Genomic DNA, 20,556 nt, shown 5'->3' with positions numbered 1-20,556 from the left:
CAATTGACCTGAAACGGAACGTAAGGGATCCGCGCCGCACTAGTGGGTCGTGGCCCGTGACCGGGCACCGGTAGCCTTGACCGCGTGATTGACCTTCGCCTGCTCCGTGAGGACCCCGACCGTGTGCGTGCGTCGCAGCGCGCCCGTGGAGAGGACGTCGCGCTCGTCGACTCCCTCCTGTCCGCCGACGAACGGCGCAGGTCGTCCGGCGTCCGCTTCGACGAGCTGCGTGCCGAACAGAAGGCGCTCGGCAAGCTGATCCCCAAGGCGTCCGGCGACGAGAAGGCCGAGTTGCTGAAGAAGGCCGGTCAGCTCGCCGCCGAGGTGAAGGCCGCCGACGCCGAACGGGACGCGGCCGACGCCGAGACCCAGGAACTGCTGCTCCGGCTGAGCAACCTCGTCCACCCCGACGTGCCCGTCGGCGGCGAGGAGGACTTCGTCACGCTGGAGACGCACGGCACCGTCCGGGACTTCGGCGCCGAGGGCTTCGAGCCCAGGGACCACCTGGAGCTCGGCCAGATCCTCGGTGCCATCGACGTCGAGCGCGGCGCCAAGGTCTCCGGCTCCCGCTTCTACTTCCTGACCGGTGTCGGCGCCCTGCTGGAGCTGGCGCTGGTGAACGCGGCGCTCGCCCAGGCCACCGCCGCGGGCTTCACCCCCATGCTGACCCCGGCCCTGGTCCGCCCCGAGTCCATGGCGGGCACCGGTTTCCTCGGCCAGGCCGCCCAGGACGTCTACCACCTCGAGAAGGACGACCTCTACCTGGTCGGCACGTCCGAGGTGCCGCTGGCGGCCTACCACATGAACGAGATCATCGAGGCGGACCGCCTGCCGCTGCGCTACGCGGGCTTCTCGCCCTGCTTCCGCCGCGAGGCCGGCTCGCACGGCAAGGACACGCGGGGGATCTTCCGCGTGCACCAGTTCGACAAGGTCGAGATGTTCTCGTACGTCGCCCCCGAGGACGCGCAGGCGGAGCACCGGCGGCTGCTGGAGTGGGAGAAGCAGTGGCTGACGTCGCTGGAACTGCCGTTCCGCGTGATCGACGTGGCCTCGGCCGACCTGGGCTCCTCGGCGGCGCGCAAGTACGACTGCGAGGCGTGGATCCCGACCCAGGGCAAGTACCGCGAGCTGACCTCCACCTCGGACTGCACCGAGTTCCAGTCCCGCCGGCTGCAGATCCGGGTCCGCGAGGACAAGAAGGTGCGCCCGCTGGCGACGCTCAACGGCACCCTGTGCGCCGTCCCGCGCACCATCGTGGCCATCCTGGAGAACCACCAGCAGGCCGACGGATCGGTGCGCGTCCCCGAGGTGCTGCGCCCCTACCTGGGCGGCCGTGAGCTGCTGGAGCCGATCGCGAAGTGAGTACCGCACCGTCGTCCTTCCCGTACCGGCTCGTCGCGACCGACCTCGACGGGACGCTGCTGCGTGACGACCACTCGGTGTCGCAGCGCACCCGGGACGCGCTCGCCGCGGCCACCGCGGCCGGCGCCGCCCACATCGTCGTCACCGGCCGCGCGGTGCCCTGGACCAGGCCCATCCTCGACGACCTCGGGTACCGGGGTCTCGCGGTGTGCGGGCAGGGCGCCCAGGTGTACGACGCGGGCGAGCGCCGGCTGCTGACGTCGGTCACGCTGGACCGGCAGCTGGCCGGCGTCGCGCTGGCCAAGATCGAGGCCGAGACCGGCCCGCTGCACCTCGCGGCGAGCCGCGCCGGGCTGGACGGCGAAGTGCTGGTGGGGCCCGGTTACGAGGTCGTGGGCGGGCTGCCCGCCACCCCGTTCACCGACGCGTCCGACCTGTGGACGGCGCCCCTGAACAAGCTGTACATCCAGCATCCGTCGCTGACTTCCGACGAACTCGCCGACGTCGCCCGGCGCACCGCGGGCGGCTTCGTCACCGTCACCATGGCGGGCGAGGGCATCGTCGAGCTGCTCCCGCTCGGGCTCTCCAAGGCCACGGGGCTGTCGCTCGCGGCCCGCCGCCTCGGCGTCAAGGCCACCGGGACCATCGCGTTCGGCGACATGCCGAACGACGTCCCGATGTTCGCCTGGGCCACCCACGGCGTGGCCATGGCCAACGCCCACGCGGAGCTGCGGGCGGTGGCCGACGAGGTGACGGCCTCCAACGAGGAGGACGGCATCGCCCTCGTCCTGGAGCGCCTGCTGGGCTGACGCACGGCGGGAACGGGACCGGCGCACGCGGACGCGCCGGGCTTCCGCGCCGGACTCCCTCCCGTTTCATCCCGCCGGTCCTGCGCTGCCGCGCGTGGGGGTCCGGCGTCTCGCGGAGGATGCACGGATCGAACGTGCGCGGGCTCGCGCCCGACCGCGGTTCACCCGTGGCCCCCGACGGTGCGTGCCGGACCCCGTGCGAACCGGTGCCTTGCCTCTCGGCCAATCCTCCGGGTGGGCGGCCCACGCGCTGTGCGGGCGCGTGCTCGAAGCGGCCGCCCCGGGCAGCTCCCGCGTGCGGGGCGGACTCGACGGAGCGCTGGGAACCGCTCCGGAGTCCGCCGCGGGCTGCCCCGAAGGAAGCAGGACCGACTGCCGTGCAGGTGCGCCGTCCCGCTCCACTCCCGGACCATGACGCCGGACCTTCCCGGCGTTGCGGACACCCCCACTGTGCCCCGCCGGACAGGACGGACGCCACCGAATAAAGCAGGCGGACGGGGCCCGCGCCCCGGGTGCACGCGCACCCTCCGCGGCCCCGGCAACGCGCGCGGCGGGCGGTGCGTCCGGCGCCTGCCGGAACTCCACCGCCCGCCGTCGCGGACCGGTCAGGGACGGCGGCCGTCCCGGGTGGTCACTCCTCCCCGGCCAGGGTCAGCGCGCGCAGCTTCTGCCCCGCGTACCAGGTGGCCAGCCCGGTGACCACGACCAGCAGGACGGTCGCCGTCGTCAGACCGACGTCCGAGGTGACCAGCGTGCCGTCGCTGACCTTCTCGGCGACGGCCAGCGCCCACTGCTGGACGCTCAGCGTGCGCGCCCCGGACACCAGGGAGCCGAACAGCGCCTCCCAGACCAGCGCGTACACCAGGCCGAACACCACGGCGTGCCGCGAGACCGTGCCCAGCAGCAGGAACATCGCCGCGTACGCGATGGAGGCGACCAGCGCCGCGACCGTGTAGGCGACGGCGATCTGCTGGCCGTTGCCGTTGAGGATGAAGCCGGCGATCAGCGTCGGCACGGCCGAGAAGACCATGGTGACGGCGATCGCGACGATCAGCTTGGTGAAGATGATGGTGGGCCGCTTGATCGGCTTCGACAGCAGGTACACCACCGAGCCGTCGTCGATCTCCGGACCGATGGCGCCGGTGCCCGCGATGACGCCGATGATCGGCACCATGGTGGCGAGCGCGAGCCCGCCGAGCACGTCGGCGGCCGTCTGGTCGTCCACGCCGGCGAGTGCGCGCACCGCCAGGGAGATCACGATCAGCAGCAGCGGCAGGGCGCCGAGGATGAGGGCCCGGCGACGGCCGAGCAGGGCCCGATAGGTGAGCCGGGCGACAGTGGGGTCGTACATCAGGGCCTCCTACGCCGCGACCAGGTACGAGAAGACGGACTCGAGGGACTCGTCCGACGGCGAGACCGTGAGCAGGCGGATGCCGTGCTCCTGGGCGACCCGGGGCAGCAGGGCCGTGAACCGGCCGAAGTCGACGGCCTGGATGAGCAGCGCGCCCTCGCCGTGGTCGACCTCGATGCCGGACGTCGACGGGTCGGCGATCAGCGCGGCGGCCAGCGCCCGGTCGTCGCTGGAGCGCACCAGGTAGCGGTGCGGCCGGTCCGTCATCAGGCGCCGGATCTTGCGGAAGTCGCCGCTGGCCGCGTGCCGCCCGGCGACGACGACCTCGATGTGCCAGGCGAGCTGCTCGACCTCCTCCAGGATGTGGGAGGAGAACAGCACCGTGCGGCCCTCGTCGCCCATCCGCCGCAGCAGGTCCATCAGCTGCATCCGCTGGCGCGGGTCCATGCCGTTGAAGGGCTCGTCCAGCAGAAGCAGGGACGGCTCGTGCACCAGGGCGGAGGCCATCTTCACGCGCTGCCGCATGCCCTTGGAGTACGTGGCGATCTTGCGGTCCTGCGCGTACTCCATCTCGACCGTGGCGAGGGCCTTCTGCGCCGCCTGGGCGCCCAGGCCGTGCAGCTCCGCGTTGGCGAGGACGAACTCCCGGCCGGTGAGGAAGTCGTACATCGCCTCGCGCTCGGGGACGACGCCGATGTGCCGGTAGATCTGCTCGTTGCGCCACACCTGCTGCCCGTCGAGGGTGACGGTGCCGGTGGACGGGGCCAGGAAGCCGCCCATCATGTTGATGAGGGTGGACTTCCCCGCGCCGTTGGGCCCGAGCAGGCCGGTGACGCCCGGGCCGATGGTCATGGTGACGTCGTTGACGGCGACCACGTTGCCGAACCAGCGGGAGACGTGGTCGATGGAAAGAGTGCTCATGAGCGCAGCCCATTCCTTGGAAGGGTGGTGGCGGGTGACGGGCTGGGCGGGGTCACGTTCCCACCTTCTTGTAGCGGCGCACCAGGAGGCCGTAGCAGCCGGCGATCAGGCCCAGTGCGAACAGGACGTACACCACGCCCTCGACGGTGCCGGGTCCGGTGCCGCCCGGGAAGGTGGACGTGGCGCCCAGGAAGGCGGACTGCACGCCGTCGAGGACGGTGACGGGGGAGAACAGGCCGATCCAGGCCACGGTGGCGCTGCCGCTGCCCTGGTAGTCGGCGATCGCCTGGAGCGTGGAGACGGCGCCGTAGGAGATGGTCAGGACGGCGATCACGGCGGCGATGCCGAAGCCGCGGCGCGGGGTGACCGACGCGATGACCAGGCCGATGCCGGCGAAGAGCAGCGAGAGCAGTGCCACGGAGACGAGTCCCTGTGCGAATCCCTTGGTCTGGTCGGCGAAGTCCAGCTTGGCGAGCAGCGCGCCGATGTACAGCACCAGCAGCGGGGCCGCGGTGAGGATGAACAGCGCGGACGCGAGCGCCGCGTACTTGGCCCGTACGTAGTCGGACGTCTCGATCGGCCGTGAGAAGTACAGCGGCACGGTCTTGAAGCGCAGGTCGCGCGAGACGGACTGGGGTGCCTGCGAGGCGACGTACAGGCTGATGACGGCCTGCATGATGATCGCGTAGCGGGTGTACTCGACGGGCAGGTCGTTGGCCTTGGTGGTGACGGCGACGGCGACCATGATGGCGGCCGGCACGCACATCACCACGAACAGCAGCATCGGCAGCACCTTGGACTTCACCGACCGGCCGAGGCCGTAGGAGCCGCGCAGCGACTGCGAGTACAGCGACAGCCTGGCGTACGAACGGCCGAGACGGGGGCCGTCGTAGGAGCGGTAGCCGATGTTGTGGATACGGGTGTCACCCGATGCGGTGGCGGGTGTGCCGACGGACTGCTCAGCTGCCATGACCGACCGCCTCCTTCCGCGTCTCGTCGCTGTTCTGGAAGACCTCGGAGATGTGGTGCCGGCGCTGCTCCATGCGCACCAGGCCGAGACCGAGGCCGGCGATGACGTCGCGGACCAGGTCGTACGTCTCCTCGCCCCGCGCGGTGAGCAGCAGCACGTGTCCGGCACCCGGCAGTCCGCTGCCGTCCTGCACGGCCACCCCGCGCGCGAGGAGGGCCTCGCGCACCGCGCGCGTGCCGTCCGGGTGCTCGTCGGTGTCGGTGACCTCGATGGCGAGGGTCGTGGTGGTCTGGGTGAAGTCCCGCGTGGAGCTGGAGCGCAGCAGCCGGCCGCCGTCCACGATGACCACGTGGTCGCAGGTGCGTTCCAGCTCGCCGAGCAGGTGCGAGGTGACCAGGACCGAGATGCCGAAGTCGGTGTGGATGCGGCGGATCAGGCCGAGCATCTCGTCGCGGCCGACCGGGTCGAGCCCGTTGGTCGGCTCGTCCAGGAACACCAGCTGCGGGTCGTGCACCAGGGCCTGGGCCAGCTTCACCCGCTGCTTCATGCCGGTCGAGTAACCGCCCATGGGGCGGTACCGCTCCTCGTAGAGGCCGACGTGGCGCAGGGTGTCCGCGGTGCGCTCGCGCGCGGCGGTCGGCGGCAGACCGGACATGCGGGCCATGTGGACGACGAACTCGGTCGCCGAGACGTCCGGCGGCAGGCAGTCGTGCTCCGGCATGTAGCCGACCCGCTCACGGATGGCCGACCCCCTGGTGGCGACGTCGAGGCCGAGCACTTCGGCGCGGCCCTCCGTGGCGGGGGACAGACCCAGCAGGATCTTGATCAGTGTGGACTTGCCGGCCCCGTTGGATCCGACGAGTCCGGTCACACCGGGCCCGACGTCCACGGAGAGCCGGTCAAGCGCGGTCACCCGGGGGAACCGCTTGCTCAGGCTTTCGGTCGCGATCACAGTCACGGAGTAGACGGTAGTGACCCACCGCACGCCGGTCGTCAGACCCCAGAGCCGTCTTGGTGTCCGCCTGGAGTCGTACGGGCCCGTAGGGGGAGCCATGCCTGAGGGCTATACGGCCGCCGCCCCGGCCCTCCGGGACGGGCCGGAGGAGGCCGGGAGACCCTGTTGACGGATGTTCTGACGACTGCGAGATTCGCCGGTATGACGGGGATCGAGGGGGCGCGTGAGCGCCGGGTGCACGCGGGGGACGTCGAGCTGTGCGTGGCCGAACTGGGCACTGAGGGACGGCCCACGGTCGTCCTGGTGCACGGCTATCCCGACAGCAAGGAGGTGTGGGGACGGCTCGCGCCGCGCCTCGCCGAACACTTCCACGTCGTCGCCTACGACGTCCGGGGCCACGGACGCTCCTCCGCGCCGTCGCCGTTACGCGGCGGATTCACGCTGGAGAAGCTGACCGACGACTTCCTGGCCGTGGCGGACGCGGTCAGCCCCGGCCGGCCGGTGCACCTGGTGGGGCACGACTGGGGCTCGGTCCAGGCGTGGGAGTTCGTGACCGTCGCCCGCACCGAGGGCCGGATCGCGTCCTTCACCTCGGTGTCCGGCCCGTCCCTCGACCACTTCGGCCACTGGATCAACGGCCGTCTGGCCCGGCCCACCCCGCGGCGGATCGGACAGCTCCTCGGGCAGGGCGCCAAGTCCTGGTACATCTACCTGCTGCACACCCCGGCCGTCCCCGAACTGGCCTGGCGCGGCCCCCTCGGCAAGCGCTGGCCGCGCATCCTCGAACGCGTCGAGAAGGTGCCCGGCGGCGACTACCCGGCCCCGACCCTGCCGGACGACGCCGCCCACGGGGCGTGGCTGTACCGGGACAACGTCCGGCCCCGGCTCCGGTCCCCGCGCCCCGACGCGTACGCCCACGTGCCCGTTCAGCTGGTCACCCCGCTGGGCGACCGCTTCCTGTCCGAGCAGCTCTACGACGGGCTGGAGCAGTGGGCGCCGGACCTGACCCGGCGGACGCTGCCCGCCGGCCACTGGGTGCCCCGCACCCGCCCGGACCAGCTGGCCTCCTGGGTCACCGACTTCGTCGGCTCCGTCGAGGAGGGCCGCAGCCGGGCGCCGGCCCCCGCCCCGTACGCCGACCGGTTCGGCGGACGGCTCGTGCTCGTCACCGGGGCCGGCAGCGGCATCGGCCGGGCGACCGCCCTCGCGTTCGCGGCGGCGGGCTCCCGGGTGATCGCGGCCGACCGGGACGCGGAGGCCGCGCAGCGCACCGCCCGGGACGCCCGGCGTGGCGGTGCGCCCCGGGCCTGGGCCGAGACGGTGGACGTCTCCGACGAAGGAGCCATGGAGAAGTTCGCCGAGCGGGTGCGGACCGAGTACGGCGTGGTGGACGTCCTGGTCAACAACGCCGGTGTCGGTCTCGGCGGCTCCTTCCTCGACACCACGCCGGAGGACTGGAGAAGGGTCCTCGACGTCAACCTGTGGGGCGTCATCCACGGCTGCCGCCTCTTCGGCCGGCAGATGGCGGACCGCGGTCAGGGGGGCCACATCGTCAACGTGGCCTCGGCGGCGGCGTTCGTGCCGTCCCGGTCGCTGCCCGCCTACAGCACCTCCAAGGCGGCCGTGCTGATGCTGAGCTCCTGTCTGCGTGCGGAGCTGGCGGAACGGGACATCGGCGTGACGGCGATCTGCCCGGGCTTCGTCAACACCGCCATCACCTCCACCGCGCGGTTCGCGGGCGTGACGGCTCAGGAGGAGCAACGGCTGCAACAGCGCGCGTCCACGCTCTACGGCCGGCGCAACTACCCGCCGGAGAAGGTCGCCCGGGCGATCCTGCGGGCGGTGGTGCGCGACGAGGCCGTGGTGCCGGTGACCCCCGAGGCCCGGGGCGGGTACGCGCTGTCGCGGTGGATGCCGGGCGCGCTGCGGCGGATCGCCCGGGTGAAGCCTCGGATGTGACGGGCGTGACGGACGGCGGCGGGGACCGGACCGGACCGGGCCGGGCTGCGCCGCGGGAGCACCCGGAGCCGCCCCCGGGCGTGTCACCCGGTCGGCGTCGCGGGAGCGCGGCTCGGCACGGCTCCGGGACACGGGCAAGCCCGGTTCCGGGATGCCTGCCCCTGGGAGGACGGGTCGTCCGTCCCGGTGACACCGACCGTGGCTGTCCACAGGATTTTCACTTTTCCTTGTGGATAACTGCCCCGAGCTGTGGATCAAACCTTGATTCCGCCATCCTTCGCGTGATCCTCGTTACGTCCGGCACTCTGGACCCATGCATCCTCAGCGGGCCGTGACGGTGTCGACATACCTCTCCCGGCATCTGTGCCATCGGCCGGAGCAGATCGGGCTCACCCTCGACGCGGGCGGCTGGGTCGAGATCGACACCCTGATCGCCGCAGCCGCCGCCCACGGTTTCACGCTCACCCACGACGAGCTCGCCCACGTCGTCGCCGCGAACGACAAGCGCCGCTTCGCCGTCGAGGGCACCCGGATCCGTGCCAGCCAGGGGCACAGCGTCGAGGTCGACCTGGGGCTGGCCCCGTCCGTCCCGCCGCGGTACCTCTACCACGGCACGGTCGCCCGCTTCCTGGACGCGATCCGCGCCGAGGGCCTGCGGCCCATGACCCGGCACGACGTCCACCTCTCCGCCGACCGGGAGACGGCGGCCCGGGTCGGAGCCCGCCGCGGCCGCCCGGTCGTGCTCACGGTGGACGCCCGCACCCTGCACGACGCCGGCCACGTCTTCCGGCTGAGCGCGAACGGTGTGTGGCTGACCGCCTCGGTCCCTCCCCGCCACCTGCGGCTTCCCCCGGACACCGGGGACAGGACATGATCGGTTCCATGGACCAGCTGCCCACGACAGAAGCCGCGGTGACCGCCCTGCGCGCGCTCGCGGAGACGTACGAGCGCGAGATCGAGGTCTCCCACGACATCGGCGCCGACCAGACCTCGCGTCGCAGCGCCGCAGGGGTCGGAGTCGTCACCGACCCGGACGGCTCCCTCCCGCACGAGGCCCACGTCGAGTTCGGGGGACACCCGCGGGTACGGGTGCGGCTGTACCCGGAGGACGACGCCCTGATCGACATCGACGGCGTCAAGTGCCCCGACGTGCCCCGGGAAGACGTTCCGGCCTTCCTGCGCTCCGTCTTCGAGGACCGGGCGTACGTCAAGGCGCGGCGTTTCCCGCCGGGCTACTTCCTGATCGTGCCGATGCCCGGGGACCGGACGCACAAGGAGTTCATCCCCCAACTCCTCCTGACTCCCTGGCTCAGTGCGCGGGTGCGCTGACGCCCGGCGGCGACAGCCATGCGGCACCCTCGCACCCATGGAACGGCGCCCGTACGGCTCGCTTTCACGGGCCGTGACGGTTTCACGTGAAACACCGGACGCCCCATAGGCTCGGCGGCATGAGTCTGCGTCTGAGTACCGTGATCCTCCCCCACCGCCGCTGGCACGAGGGGGGCCGCGCGGCCTGGGAGCGCGCCGAAGAGCTCGGCTTCCACACCGGGTACACCTATGACCACCTCTCCTGGCGCACCTTCCGGGACGGCCCCTGGTTCGGCGCCGTGCCGACGCTGACCGCCGCCGCGGCCGTCACCGGCCGGATGCGGCTGGGCACCCTGGTGACGTCACCGAACTTCCGGCACCCGGTCACCCTCGCCAAGGAGCTCATCTCCCTCGACGACATCTCCGGCGGGCGGGTCACGCTCGGTATCGGAGCGGGCGGAACCGGGTTCGACGCCACGGCGCTGGGCCAGGAACCGTGGACCCCTCGCGAGCGGGCCGACCGGTTCGCCGAGTTCGTCCTGCTGCTCGACCGGCTGCTGACCGAGGACTCCGTGTCCTACGAGGGCGACTTCTACGCGGCGCACGAGGCACGGAACATCCCTGGCTGTGTGCAGCGGCCCCGGCTGCCCTTCGCCGTGGCCGCCACCGGCCCGCGCGGGCTGCGCCTCGCCGCACGGCACGGGCAGGCGTGGGTGACCACGGGCGACCCGAGGCTGTTCGAGAACGGCACCCCCGAGCAGTCGGTCCAGGCCCTTCGCGATCAGACGGAGAGGCTGGCGGACGCCTGCGCCGAGCTGGGACGGAACCCGGAGGAGCTCGACAGGGTCCTGCTCACCGGGTTCACCCCCGACCGCGGCCGGCCCCTCCGGTCGCTCGACGCGTTCGTCGACTTCGCGGGCCGTCACGCGGAGCTGGGGTTCACCGAGATCGTGGTCCACTGGCCCATCCCGGACTCGGACTTCGCGGCCGACGAGAAGGTCTTCGAGCAGATCGCCATGGAGGCACCGGCACAACTGCGCTGACCCGTGAGGCCGGGTGGACCGGGCCCGCCCGCTGCCAAGGGGGCCAGGCGGACCGGGCCCGCCCGCTGGCACGGGGGGCCGGGCGCGACGGCGACGACAAGGAGTCGCAGGGCCCCGGGCCAGCTGTCCGCTTGCGCCTCCCCGGGCAGCGCGGTGGCGGTGACGACCTCCACATCCGGGCCGGACACAGGCGTCCCTCACGGCATCGGCGCAGGTGGGACGGCCGTCACTCAGATGTGCGGAGTGCCGCACGCCCGTGCGGGCATATGCGGGACAATGGACGCGTGACCTCAGCGACCCGCCGGCCCGAGACTCCGGCCTCCCCCCTCACCCCACCCCGGCTCATCGCCACCGACCTCGACGGCACTCTGCTGCGCGACGACAAGTCGGTGTCCCCCCGTACGGTTGCCGCGCTGGCCGCCGCCGAGGAGGCCGGTATCGAGGTCTTCTTCGTCACGGGCCGTCCCGCCCGCTGGATGGACGTGGTCAGTGACCACGTCCACGGCCACGGCCTCGCCATCTGCGGCAACGGCGCGGCGGTCGTCGACCTGCACGGCGGTCCGGGCGCCCACCGCTTCGTCAAGGTGCGCGAACTCGCGCGGGAGAACGCGCTGGACGCCGTGCGGCGGCTGCGCGATGCGGCTCCGGGCACGATGTACGCGGTCGAGCAGACCTACGGCTTCCACCAGGAGCCCGCGTACCCGAAGTTGCACATGGAGGTCCCGGACACCCTGGCTCCCGCGGAGGAGTTGCTGGCGCCGGACGCCCACACCGCCGACGAGCCGGTCCTCAAGATCCTCGCCCACCACCCCTCGCTCGACCCGGACGCCTTCCTCGCCCTGGCCCGGCTGGCGATCGCCGACCGCGCCAACGTCACACGCTCCAGCCCCAGCGCCCTGCTCGAGATCAGCGGCCCCGAGGTGTCCAAGGCCAGCACGCTGGCCCTGTGCTGCGCCGAGCGCGGCATCTCGCACGAGGAGGTCGTCGCCTTCGGCGACATGCCCAACGACGTGGAGATGCTCACCTGGGCCGGGCGTTCCTACGCGATGGGCAACGCCCACCCGGACGCCCTCGCCGCCGCGTCGGGACGCACCGTCGCCAACAACGACGACGGAGTGGCCGTGGTCATCGAGCGGATCCTGGAGGAGCACTACACGTAGGGCGGCTGGGCACCGGCGGGACGGGCGGGAGGAGCGGAACGCTCCACGGGACACCACGGCCGTCCTCCGGTTCCCGCCCGGCCCCCGGCCCATCCGGTGTCCGGCGTCCACCGGGGTCCGATCCGGCTCACAGCGGCACGTCCCGACGGGCCAGCCACGACACCGGGTCCACCGACGAGCCCATCTCGGGCGTGACCCGCACCTCGAAGTGCAGGTGCGGGCCGGTGGAGTTGCCACTCGTGCCCGACTGGCCGATCCACTGGCCGGTCCGCACCCGCTCGCCCTGGTCGACCGCGGCGGCGGCGAGGTGGGCGTACTGGGTGAAGTAGCCGCCCGCGTGCTCGACCACGACCTCGATGCCGAAGGCCCCGTGGCAGGACACCTTCACCACCTTGCCCTCGCCCACGGACCGCACCGGTGTGCCGATCGGCACCGCGAAGTCCTGACCGGTGTGCCGGTTCGCCCACCGCGCCCCGCCGGCGCCGTAGGAGGCGGACAGCTCGTACGCCTCCACCGGCGCCACCCAGGGACGGTCGAACCGCGTCTCCGGCTGGTCCAGCCGGACCGCACCGCGGCAGGCGCCCGCCGCGACCGAGGCATCGGCCTGTCCCTGGAGTCGCCGGCGAGCCGCCTCCAGCTTCCGCTCGATGCCGTTCCTCACCTCGGAGAGCTGCCTGTTCCGCCGCTCCAGCCGCTGCCACGCCGCCGCGGCCTCCGCCTCGTCCCGGGACAGCCGCTTCTCCGCCCGCCGGCTCTTCTCGATCGCGTTGTCGAGGGCCAGGTCGGCCTTCCACAGCGCCCGCTGACCCCGCATCACGTCCTCGGGGTCCTCGGCGAGGAGCATGTGCGCGGTGAGCGGCAGCCCGCCCCCGCTGCGGTACTGCGACCGCGCGATCCGGCCCAGGTCCTCGTTCAGCTCGTCGACCGTGCGCCGTTCCCGGTCGAGCAGCTTCTCCAGCCGTTGCGCCTCCGCCCGCTGCTTCTCCGCCGCGCGCCGCCCCTCCTCGTACGTCCGGGTCGCCGCGGCGGCCTCCTCGTACAGCCGCACCACCTCCGCGCCCAGACCGGACCCGGCGCCGTGACCGGGCGCATGCCCGCCGGCGTCGCCACCACCACCGCCGTCGGCGGGACGGGCGGCCAGCACGGCCAACGCGCACAACGACACGGCGGCGAACAGCGGGTGACGGCGGATGAGGCGCATGACAGCCACCCTGTGCCCGCCCCGCCACCCCGTCCTGTTCACCGCGTACGCCCGGGGGAACGGGGCGCCCCGGATGGCCCAGTGGGCGGCCCGCGACGGCGAGTTGACACGCCCTCACCGCATCACCGGAGGGGCCCGACGGTGCGGTGACCTGCTGGTGCCGCACTTCACGGCCGGCCTGGATCGGCTGTCGGTTACTGAAGACCTCGGACGGCCACTACGCAGCTCAGTCGGCCACTCGGCTCGCACCCTCAGGATGTCGAGCGTGAGACGGGGCAGGACTGATACTCTGCGATCTTCGCCGGTCGCCCGGACGGAGTCCCCCGGCAGGTCTTCATGTCGTGCTCCGAGCAGCTCATGACAGCTCTCGACGCCCTGGACCGCACCTTCGCCTCAGAACAGCCTTTCCTCGTCACAGGGTGCACCCACTGCTATGCCGAGCAGGACCTTGCCGAACTCTCCGGGCCGCTGCACCTCATACCCGACGACCTGGTGTCCTCGGTCGCCGCAGAGGTACCCAGTCATTGGGACGACTTCCCTCGTCTCTACCGCCGCCTCGTCCCGCGCATCATCCGCACCCTCGTCACCGGCCGGCTCCACGTCGATGAGGAGCTCATCGCCTCCCGTCTGGTCCAGGCGGGCTGGACCACCTGGGACGCGCCGTTGACCGAGGCTCTTCGCGACGTCTGGTCCGCCTGGTGGCGGAGCACTCTGCACACCCACCCCAGCGCGGTGCCCGCCAGGGAAGCCCTCAGCCTCATCACGGTCGCCACCAACAGCCTGCGTCCCTGGCTGGACGTATGGACCGCGGCCCCTACCCCGGCTGCCGATACGCACCTGGCAGACCTCGTTGACGACGTGATGTTCGAGTTCGAGATCACCGACCTGCGCATGGGCTTCTACGGTGAGTACCACGCCACTGCCGAGCTGCTGGGCTGGCTTCTCACCGATGTACGCGACCGCGTCACCGACGCCCGTCTCGACGACCCCTTCCTCCTGGAACACCTCCGGACATCTGCTCGGTCCCCCACCTGAACCGGGTCCGCCATCAGTACCTTTGAGGGGGTGCCGGTCGGAGTCGCGGCCGCGTGGGCGGGGTGTGACGAAGTCCTCCCGGCCCCCCGTGGCCACGAACGGTGCGTCCGCGCATGGAGTGCGTGGTCAGCGCCGTTGTGGAGACGCCTCTGGGCGCTCTGCCTGTCGCTGCCGGATCTCTGCGCCGACTGGAGGTGGCTGGGACGGTCGACCGGTTCTGCCCAGGCCGGGACATCGCCCACCTGACACATGGACAGGTCATCGAGACGCTGGCGGCCGGCCTACCCGCGAAGTACGGAGCTGGGTCCTGTCGTCACATTCCCGTCGTCCGCCCGCAGGGCGGACGGGAATGTGACGACAGGGCCTAGTGGGCACCGACCAGCAGGTCCGTCTCCTGCTCCCGGCGCACCATCGCCCGCAGCGGCCCGTCCGTCCCGGCCAGCTCCGCGTACGTCCCGCGTTGCGCCACGCGCCCCTCGTCCAGCACGATCACCTCGTCCACCGCCTCCAGTCCGGCCAGCCGGTGGGTGATGAGCAGGGTGGTGCGCCCCTCGGTCGCGGCCAGCAGATCGGCGGTGAGCGCGTCGGCGGTCGCCAGGTCGAGGTGCTCGGCCGGCTCGTCCAGCACCAGGACGGGGAAGTCGGCGAGCAACGCCCGGGCCAGAGCCAGACGCTGGCGCTGCCCGCCGGACAGCCGCGCACCGTGCTCGCCGACGAGGGTGTCGAGTCCGTCGGGCAGGCTCCGCGTCCACTCCAGCAGCCTGGCCCTCCGGAGGGCGTCGTACAGTTCCTCCTCGGTCGCGTCCCGCTTCGCCAGCAGCAGGTTCTCCCGCAGCGAGCTGTCGAAGAGGTGCGCGTCCTGCGCGCACAGCCCCACCAGGCGCCGTACGGCGTCCCCGTCCAGCGCGAAGGCGTCCACCCCGGCCAGCGTGTACCGGCCCGCCCGCGGGTCCAGGAACCGCAGCAGCACCTGGGCGAGGGTCGTCTTGCCGGAACCGGAAGCGCCGACGACGGCGATCCTGCGCCCCTGTTCCAGCGTCAGGTCGAGGCCGGTGAGGGCGTCCCGTTCCTGCTCCGTGTACCGGGCGGACAGCCCGCCGAGGACGAGCGGGAACGGTGAGGCGGGTGCCTGCCGCGGCCGCTCCGGCTCACGGACCGGCACCGGGGCGTCCAGCACGCCGAGAACGCGCTCGGCGCTCGTGCGCACCCGCTGCCGGTGCTGGACGGCGAGCGGCATCCCGAGGACGGCCTCGAACGCGGCGAGCGGCGTGAGCACGACGACGGCCAGGGCCACCCCCTCCAGCCGGCTGGCAGCCACCGCCTGGACGCCGACCACAGCGGCGGCGGCGACGGTCAGGCCCTGGATCAGCGCCGTGAGCCCGTCCCCCAGGGCGGTGGCCGTCGCGGCCCGTGAGGCGATCCGGGTGAGCGTGCCGTCGGCCCGCCGGGCGGCGGCGGTCCGCTCGGGCAGGGCACCGGCCACGGCGAGTTCCGCGGTCCCGGTGAGCAGATCGGTCACCCGGGTCGCGAGCACGCCCCGCGCGGGCGCCAGCCGCAGCTCGGCACGGCGGGCGACGGCCCCGGTGAGCAGGGGCACGCCGGCGCCCGCCGCCAGCAGGCCCGCTGCCAGGACGGCTCCGGCCTCGGGCAGCAGCCAGGCCGTGAAGCCGACGGACAGGGCGGACACCAGGACGGCCGCACCGGTCGGCAGCAGCCACCGCAGCCAGTAGTCCTGCAGCGCGTCCACATCGGCGACCAGCCGGGACAGGAGGTCCCCGCGCCGCACCCGGCGCAGCCCGGCCGGGGCCAGCCGTTCCAGCCGCCGGTACACGGCGACCCGGGTGTCGGCCAGCATGCGCAGCACGGCGTCGTGCGACACGAGCCGCTCGGCGTAGCGGAACACGGCCCGCCCGATGCCGAAGGCGCGGGTCGCCGTCACCGCCACCATCAGGTACAACACCGGCGGCTGCTCGGAGGCACGGGAGATGAGCCATCCGGACGTTGCCATGAGGCCGACCGCGCTGCCCAACGCCAGGCTGCCCAGCAGCAGTGCCAGGGCGAGGCGTCCGCGCCGGGCGCCGGACAGGTCACGGACCCTCCCGAGTACCCCGTCGGCAGGGGCTCCGGACGGGGCGGCCCGCTCCTCGGTCGTCTCCTCGGCCGGCGCCCCGGTGGCCGGCCCGGGCTCGACCGCGGCCGGGGTCGTGACGACGCCGGAGGGTTCCCGTGCGAGTACCCCGGGGCTCCGGTCCGCCGACGTGGGCCCGGCGGGCGCGGTCTCCGCGGGTTCCGCCAGCCGCACCACGCGGTCCGCGACGGAGAGCAGCGCCGGGCGGTGCACCACCAGCAGCACGGTCCGCCCGGCCGCCAACCGCCGTACCGCCGCCACCACCTCGGCCTCGGTGGCCCCGTCCAGGGCGGCCGTCGGCTCGTCCAGCAGCAGCACGGGCCGGTCCGCGAGGAACGCCCGCGCCAACGCCAACCGCTGCCGCTGTCCGGCGGACAGGCCGGCCCCGTCCTCGCCCAGCGGGGTGGCCGTGCCCTCGGGGAGGGCGTCCACGAACTCCAGGGCCCCGGCGTCCCGCAGGGCACGCCGCACGGCGTCGTCGTCCGCGTCCGGACGGGCCAGCCGGACGTTGTCGGCGACCGTCCCGGCGAACAGGTGCGGCCGTTGCGGCACCCAGGCGATCCGGCTGTGCCAGTCGGCACGGTCGAGCCCCACGAGGTCCGCTCCCCCGAGCAGGACGCGCCCCCCGCTGGGACGGACGAAGCCGAGCAGCACGTTCAGCAGCGTCGACTTGCCCGAGCCGCTGGGGCCGACCAGGGCGACGGTCTCCCCGGGACGGACGGTGAAGGACACGTCGGTGACGGCGGGCGCGGAACGCCCGGGGTAGTGGACCGACACGTTCTCGAAGGTGAGGTCACCGGCCGGGGCGGGCGTCGTCCCGGAGTCCGGAACGGCCGTTTCCAGCACCTCGAAGATCTCCTCCGCCGCGGCGAGCCCTTCGGCGGCGGCGTGGTACTGGGCCCCGACCTGCCGGAGCGGCAGGTACGCCTCCGGAGCGAGGATCAGGATGACCAGCCCGACGTACAGATCCCCCTCGCCGTGCACGAGCCGCATCCCGATGGTCACGGCGACCAGGGCCACCGAGAGCGTGGCGAGCAGTTCGAGCGCGAAGGAGGAGATGAAGGCGATCCGCAGCGTCCGCATGGTCGCCCGGCGGTAGTCGGCGGTGATCCGCCGGATCGACTCGGCCTGCGCCTTGGCCCGGCCGAACACCTTGAGCGTCGGGAGTCCCGCGACCACGTCGAGGAAGTGCCCGGACAGCCGTGACAGCAACTGCCACTGACGGTCCATCCGGGACTGCGTCGCCCAGCCGATCAGCACCATGAAGAGGGGGATGAGCGGCAGGGTGCCGACGATGATCGCCGCCGAGACCCAGTCCTCGGTGACGATCCGCGCCAGCACCGCCACCGGGACGACGACCGCGAGCCCCAGCTGCGGCAGGTAGCGGGAGAAGTAGTCGTCCAGGGCGTCGACGCCCCGGGTGGCCAGTGCCACCAGCGACCCGGTCCGCTGCCCGCCCAGCCAGGACGGGCCGAGGGCGGTCGCCCGCTCCAGCAGGCGTCCCCTCAGCTCCGACTTGACCGCGGCGCTCGCCCGGTGCGCGGCCAGTTCGGTGAGCCAGCCGACCAGCGCCCGGCCCACCCCGACCGCGGCCAGGAGCAGCAGGGGAGTGGCGAGGCCCGCCACGTCCAGACCGTCCTCGAAGGCGCCCACCACCACCTCGGCGATGAGCATGGCCTGGCCGATGACGAGCCCCGCGCCGACGGCCCCCAGGGCGACGACCGCCAGCAGGAAGAACCGGGTGGCGCGGGCGTACCGGAGCAGTCGCGGGTCGATCGGTTTCACGTGAAACACACCTCAGTGCACGGGATCGGCGATGTGCTGGGTGCCGATCCGCTTGCGGAACACCCAGTACGTCCAGCCCTGGTAGAGGACGACCACCGGCGTGGCGATGACCGCGAGCCAGGTCATGATCTTCAGGGTGTAGGGGCTGGACGAGGCGTTGGTGACGGTCAGGCTCCAGTCCGGGTCCAGGGTGGACGGCATGACGTTCGGGAAGAGCGTCAGGAAGAGCATCGCCACGGCCGCCACGATCGTGACGCCGGACAGCGTGAACGACCAGCCCTCGCGGCCGGCCCGGTTGGCCGCCAGGGCGGCGAGCAGCGAGGCGACCGCCACGACCAGGGCGACCAGGCTCGCGCCGTCCCCGCTGCGCACCTGGGTCCACAGCAGGAAGCCCAGCGCCAGGGCGGCCGTGACCAGTCCCACGCGCTCCGCCAGGCGGCGGGCCCGTTCCCGGATGTCGCCCAGGGTCTTCAGCGCCGCGAACACCGCGCCGTGGAAGGTGAACAGCGACAGGGTGACCAGCCCGCCCAGCAGGGCGTACGGGTTGAGCAGTTCCCAGACGTGCCCGACGTACTCGAACTCGGCGTCGATCCTCACGCCCCGCACGATGTTGCCGAACGCCACGCCCCACAGGAAGGCCGGGAGGAGCGAGGTCCAGAAGATCGCGGTCTCCCAGTTGCGCTGCCACGCCTCCTCCGGCCGCTTGGCCCGGTACTCGAAGGCGACGCCTCGGACGATGAGGCAGACGAGGATCATCAGCAGCGGCAGGTAGAAGCCGGAGAACAGCGTGGCGTACCACTCGGGGAAGGCGGCGAAGGTCGCGCCGCCGGCCGTGAGCAGCCACACCTCGTTACCGTCCCAGACCGGGCCGATGGTGTTGATCAGCACCCGCTTCTCGGCCCGGTCACGGGCGAGCAGCCGGGTGAGGATACCGATGCCGAAGTCGAAGCCCTCCAGGAAGAAGTAGCCGATCCACAGGACGGCGATGAGGACGAACCAGACGTTGTGCAGTTCCATGGCGGTGGTGCCTCCCTCGGCCTAGTACGAGAAGGCCATCGGCTTGTCGGCGTCCCGGAGGTCGCCGCCGAGCTTCTTGGGCGGATTGAGGTCGGACTCGGTGAGCTCCGGCGGTCCCGCCTTGACGTACTTGGCGAGCAGCCTGACCTCGATGACGGCCAGGGCGGCGTAGAGGGCGGTGAAGACCGACATCGAGATGATGACCTCGGTCTGCGACACCCCGGGGGAGACCGCGTGCCGGGTCTGCATCAGGCCGTAGACCACCCAGGGCTGACGGCCCATTTCCGTGAAGATCCATCCCCAGGCGTTGGCGATCAGCGGGAAGGCCATCGTCCACATGGCGAGGCGCCAGTAGAGCCGGGTCAGCCGGTCTCCGAGCGGCTTCTTGTAGAGCACCAGGTGCGGCACCTCGTCCTCCCCGGTGCGCAGGCCGGCCGGCAGCATGAACCGCTTCCGGGTGAGCCACAGACCCAGCAGGCCGAGCGAGAAGGACGCCATGCCGAAGCCGATCATCCAGCGGAAGCTCCAGTAGGCCACCGGGATGATGGGCCGGTAGTCGCCGGGGCCGAACTCCTCCTGGAGCGCCTCGTTGGTGTCGTTGATGCCCGGCACCTCGGAGTCGAAGTCGCCGTGCGCGAGGAAGGACAGCAGGCCGGGGATCTCCAACGCGACCTTGTTGTGGCCCTCGTCGACGTCCCCGTAGGCGAAGACGGAGAAGGGAGCGGGGCCCTCGGTCTCCCAGAGCGCCTCGGCCGCGGCCATCTTCATCGGCTGCTGCTCGTACATGACCTTGCCGAGGGTGTCGCCGCTGACCGCGGTGAGCAGGCCGCCGACGGCCATGGTGACGAGGCCGAGCCGGAGCGAGGTGCGCATCACCGTGATGTGCTTCTTGCGCATCAGGTGGAAGGCGGCAATGCCGACCACGAAGGCACCGCCCGTCAGGAACGCCGCCGCGAAGCTGTGGAAGACCTGGTTGAGCGTGGTGTTCTGGGTGAGCACCAGCCAGAAGTCGGTGAGCTCGGCGCGGCCCTTCTCCTCGTTGATCCGGTAGCCGACCGGGTGCTGCATCCAGGAGTTCGCCGCCAGGATGAACCAGGCGGAGAGCAGCGTGCCGATCGAGACCATCCAGATGCAGGCGAGGTGGATCTTCTTGGGCAGCTTGTCCCAGCCGAAGATCCACAGCCCGATGAAGGTGGACTCGAAGAAGAAGGCGATCAGCGCCTCGAAGGCGAGCGGGGCGCCGAAGACGTCACCGACGAACCGTGAGTAGTCGGACCAGTTCATGCCGAACTGGAACTCCTGCACGATGCCGGTGACCACGCCCATCGCGATGTTGATCAGGAAGAGCTTCCCCCAGAACTTGGTCGCCCTGAGGTACTTCTCCTTCTCCGTGCGCACCCAGGCGGTCTGCAGCCCGGCGGTGAGGGCGGCCAGCGAGATCGTCAGGGGGACGAAGAGGAAGTGGTAGACGGTGGTGATGCCGAACTGCCATCGCGCCAGGGTCTCCGGCGCCAGAGCCAGATCCACGTCGTGCTCCTTACTTCGCCGTGGT

Annotated in this window: 16 protein-coding genes and 1 tRNA gene; 8 read left to right on the top strand and 9 right to left on the bottom strand. The window is 72.1% G+C overall.

Annotated elements, in window-relative coordinates; translation table 11 throughout:
- The first annotated feature begins 84 nt into the window (after positions 1-84).
- Both serS and ACSU53_RS15800 read left to right on the top strand, forming a co-directional pair.
- A complete protein-coding gene (gene serS / locus ACSU53_RS15805) occupies positions 85-1,362 on the top strand; it encodes a serine--tRNA ligase (RefSeq protein WP_437028309.1) in 1,278 nt (425 codons plus the stop codon).
- Positions 1,359-2,171, top strand: a complete 813-nt coding sequence (locus ACSU53_RS15800) for an HAD family hydrolase (RefSeq protein WP_437028307.1) — start codon at positions 1,359-1,361, stop codon at positions 2,169-2,171. The genes serS and ACSU53_RS15800 overlap by 4 nt, the downstream gene beginning before the upstream one ends.
- A gap of 113 nt (positions 2,172-2,284) precedes the next feature.
- Here ACSU53_RS15800 and ACSU53_RS15795 read toward each other — a convergent pair.
- The 5 genes from ACSU53_RS15795 to ACSU53_RS15775 form a co-directional block, all read right to left on the bottom strand.
- Positions 2,285-2,403, bottom strand: a tRNA-OTHER gene (locus ACSU53_RS15795).
- A gap of 399 nt (positions 2,404-2,802) precedes the next feature.
- Positions 2,803-3,522 (bottom strand): ABC transporter permease subunit, encoded by a 720-nt coding sequence (locus ACSU53_RS15790; protein ID WP_437028305.1) that lies wholly within the window; start codon positions 3,520-3,522, stop codon positions 2,803-2,805.
- A gap of 9 nt (positions 3,523-3,531) precedes the next feature.
- On the bottom strand, positions 3,532-4,443 hold the full coding sequence (locus tag ACSU53_RS15785) for an ABC transporter ATP-binding protein (protein WP_437028303.1): 912 nt from the start codon (positions 4,441-4,443) through the stop codon (positions 3,532-3,534).
- 52 nt (positions 4,444-4,495) lie between these two features.
- Positions 4,496-5,413, bottom strand: coding sequence for an ABC transporter permease (locus ACSU53_RS15780; RefSeq protein WP_437028302.1), 918 nt, complete (start codon positions 5,411-5,413; stop codon positions 4,496-4,498).
- On the bottom strand, positions 5,403-6,365 hold the full coding sequence (locus ACSU53_RS15775) for an ABC transporter ATP-binding protein (RefSeq protein WP_437033224.1): 963 nt from the start codon (positions 6,363-6,365) through the stop codon (positions 5,403-5,405). Before ACSU53_RS15775 ends, ACSU53_RS15780 begins: the two co-directional genes overlap by 11 nt.
- A 204-nt stretch (positions 6,366-6,569) precedes the next feature.
- On the opposite strand from ACSU53_RS15775, the gene ACSU53_RS15770 reads away from it, so the two are divergent.
- From ACSU53_RS15770 to ACSU53_RS15750, 5 genes are all read left to right on the top strand, one after another.
- Positions 6,570-8,327, top strand: coding sequence for an SDR family oxidoreductase (locus tag ACSU53_RS15770; RefSeq protein WP_437028300.1), 1,758 nt, complete (start codon positions 6,570-6,572; stop codon positions 8,325-8,327).
- 313 nt (positions 8,328-8,640) lie between these two features.
- Entirely contained in the window at positions 8,641-9,201 is a 561-nt protein-coding gene (locus tag ACSU53_RS15765; RefSeq protein WP_437028298.1) for an RNA 2'-phosphotransferase, read from the top strand.
- Positions 9,198-9,656 (top strand): hypothetical protein, encoded by a 459-nt coding sequence (locus tag ACSU53_RS15760; protein WP_437028296.1) that lies wholly within the window; start codon positions 9,198-9,200, stop codon positions 9,654-9,656. Before ACSU53_RS15765 ends, ACSU53_RS15760 begins: the two co-directional genes overlap by 4 nt.
- A gap of 119 nt (positions 9,657-9,775) precedes the next feature.
- Entirely contained in the window at positions 9,776-10,678 is a 903-nt protein-coding gene (locus ACSU53_RS15755; protein WP_437028294.1) for an LLM class flavin-dependent oxidoreductase, read from the top strand.
- Between the two features lie 266 nt (positions 10,679-10,944).
- The gene (locus ACSU53_RS15750; protein WP_437028292.1) at positions 10,945-11,838 is read left to right on the top strand and encodes an HAD-IIB family hydrolase; all 894 of its coding nucleotides are present in this window, start codon (positions 10,945-10,947) and stop codon (positions 11,836-11,838) included.
- Positions 11,839-11,965: 127 nt separating this feature from the next.
- Here the strand turns inward: ACSU53_RS15750 and ACSU53_RS15745 are convergent, their stop codons facing one another.
- Positions 11,966-13,039: a peptidoglycan DD-metalloendopeptidase family protein gene (locus tag ACSU53_RS15745; protein WP_437028290.1), complete on the bottom strand. Its 1,074-nt coding sequence runs from the start codon at positions 13,037-13,039 to the stop codon at positions 11,966-11,968.
- 336 nt (positions 13,040-13,375) lie between these two features.
- Between ACSU53_RS15745 and ACSU53_RS15740 the strand changes: the two genes are divergently transcribed.
- The gene (locus ACSU53_RS15740; protein WP_437028289.1) at positions 13,376-14,074 is read left to right on the top strand and encodes a hypothetical protein; all 699 of its coding nucleotides are present in this window, start codon (positions 13,376-13,378) and stop codon (positions 14,072-14,074) included.
- A 364-nt stretch (positions 14,075-14,438) separates the two neighbouring features.
- On the opposite strand, the gene cydD is transcribed toward ACSU53_RS15740, so the two are convergent.
- The 3 genes from cydD to ACSU53_RS15725 are packed head-to-tail and all read right to left on the bottom strand — an operon-like array spanning position 14,439 to position 20,531.
- On the bottom strand, positions 14,439-17,987 hold the full coding sequence (gene cydD / locus ACSU53_RS15735) for a thiol reductant ABC exporter subunit CydD (protein ID WP_437028288.1): 3,549 nt from the start codon (positions 17,985-17,987) through the stop codon (positions 14,439-14,441).
- A gap of 12 nt (positions 17,988-17,999) precedes the next feature.
- The gene (gene cydB, locus ACSU53_RS15730) at positions 18,000-19,004 is read right to left on the bottom strand and encodes a cytochrome d ubiquinol oxidase subunit II (RefSeq protein WP_437028286.1); all 1,005 of its coding nucleotides are present in this window, start codon (positions 19,002-19,004) and stop codon (positions 18,000-18,002) included.
- Positions 19,005-19,025: 21 nt separating this feature from the next.
- A complete protein-coding gene (locus ACSU53_RS15725; RefSeq protein WP_437028284.1) occupies positions 19,026-20,531 on the bottom strand; it encodes a cytochrome ubiquinol oxidase subunit I in 1,506 nt (501 codons plus the stop codon).
- Positions 20,532-20,556 lie beyond the last annotated feature (25 nt).

Origin of the sequence: Streptomyces sp. enrichment culture (assembly GCF_964273255.1) — a bacterium.
GTDB lineage: Bacteria > Actinomycetota > Actinomycetes > Streptomycetales > Streptomycetaceae > Streptomyces.
Note: the sequence above shows the minus strand (reverse complement) of the source record. Positions and strands in the feature narration are given on the sequence as shown.

Excerpts from the sequence above, each read along its gene's own strand:
- ACSU53_RS15790 (WP_437028305.1), bottom strand. The coding sequence starts at position 3,522 with ATGTACGACCCCACTGTCGCCCGGCTCACCTATCGGGCCCTGCTCGGC.
- ACSU53_RS15785 (WP_437028303.1), bottom strand. The coding sequence starts at position 4,443 with ATGAGCACTCTTTCCATCGACCACGTCTCCCGCTGGTTCGGCAACGTG.
- ACSU53_RS15780 (WP_437028302.1), bottom strand. The coding sequence starts at position 5,413 with ATGGCAGCTGAGCAGTCCGTCGGCACACCCGCCACCGCATCGGGTGAC.
- ACSU53_RS15770 (WP_437028300.1), top strand. The coding sequence starts at position 6,570 with ATGACGGGGATCGAGGGGGCGCGTGAGCGCCGGGTGCACGCGGGGGAC.
- ACSU53_RS15765 (WP_437028298.1), top strand. The coding sequence starts at position 8,641 with ATGCATCCTCAGCGGGCCGTGACGGTGTCGACATACCTCTCCCGGCAT.
- ACSU53_RS15760 (WP_437028296.1), top strand. The coding sequence starts at position 9,198 with ATGATCGGTTCCATGGACCAGCTGCCCACGACAGAAGCCGCGGTGACC.
- ACSU53_RS15755 (WP_437028294.1), top strand. The coding sequence starts at position 9,776 with ATGAGTCTGCGTCTGAGTACCGTGATCCTCCCCCACCGCCGCTGGCAC.
- ACSU53_RS15750 (WP_437028292.1), top strand. The coding sequence starts at position 10,945 with ATGCGGGACAATGGACGCGTGACCTCAGCGACCCGCCGGCCCGAGACT.
- ACSU53_RS15745 (WP_437028290.1), bottom strand. The coding sequence starts at position 13,039 with ATGCGCCTCATCCGCCGTCACCCGCTGTTCGCCGCCGTGTCGTTGTGC.
- ACSU53_RS15740 (WP_437028289.1), top strand. The coding sequence starts at position 13,376 with ATGTCGTGCTCCGAGCAGCTCATGACAGCTCTCGACGCCCTGGACCGC.
- cydB (WP_437028286.1), bottom strand. The coding sequence starts at position 19,004 with ATGGAACTGCACAACGTCTGGTTCGTCCTCATCGCCGTCCTGTGGATC.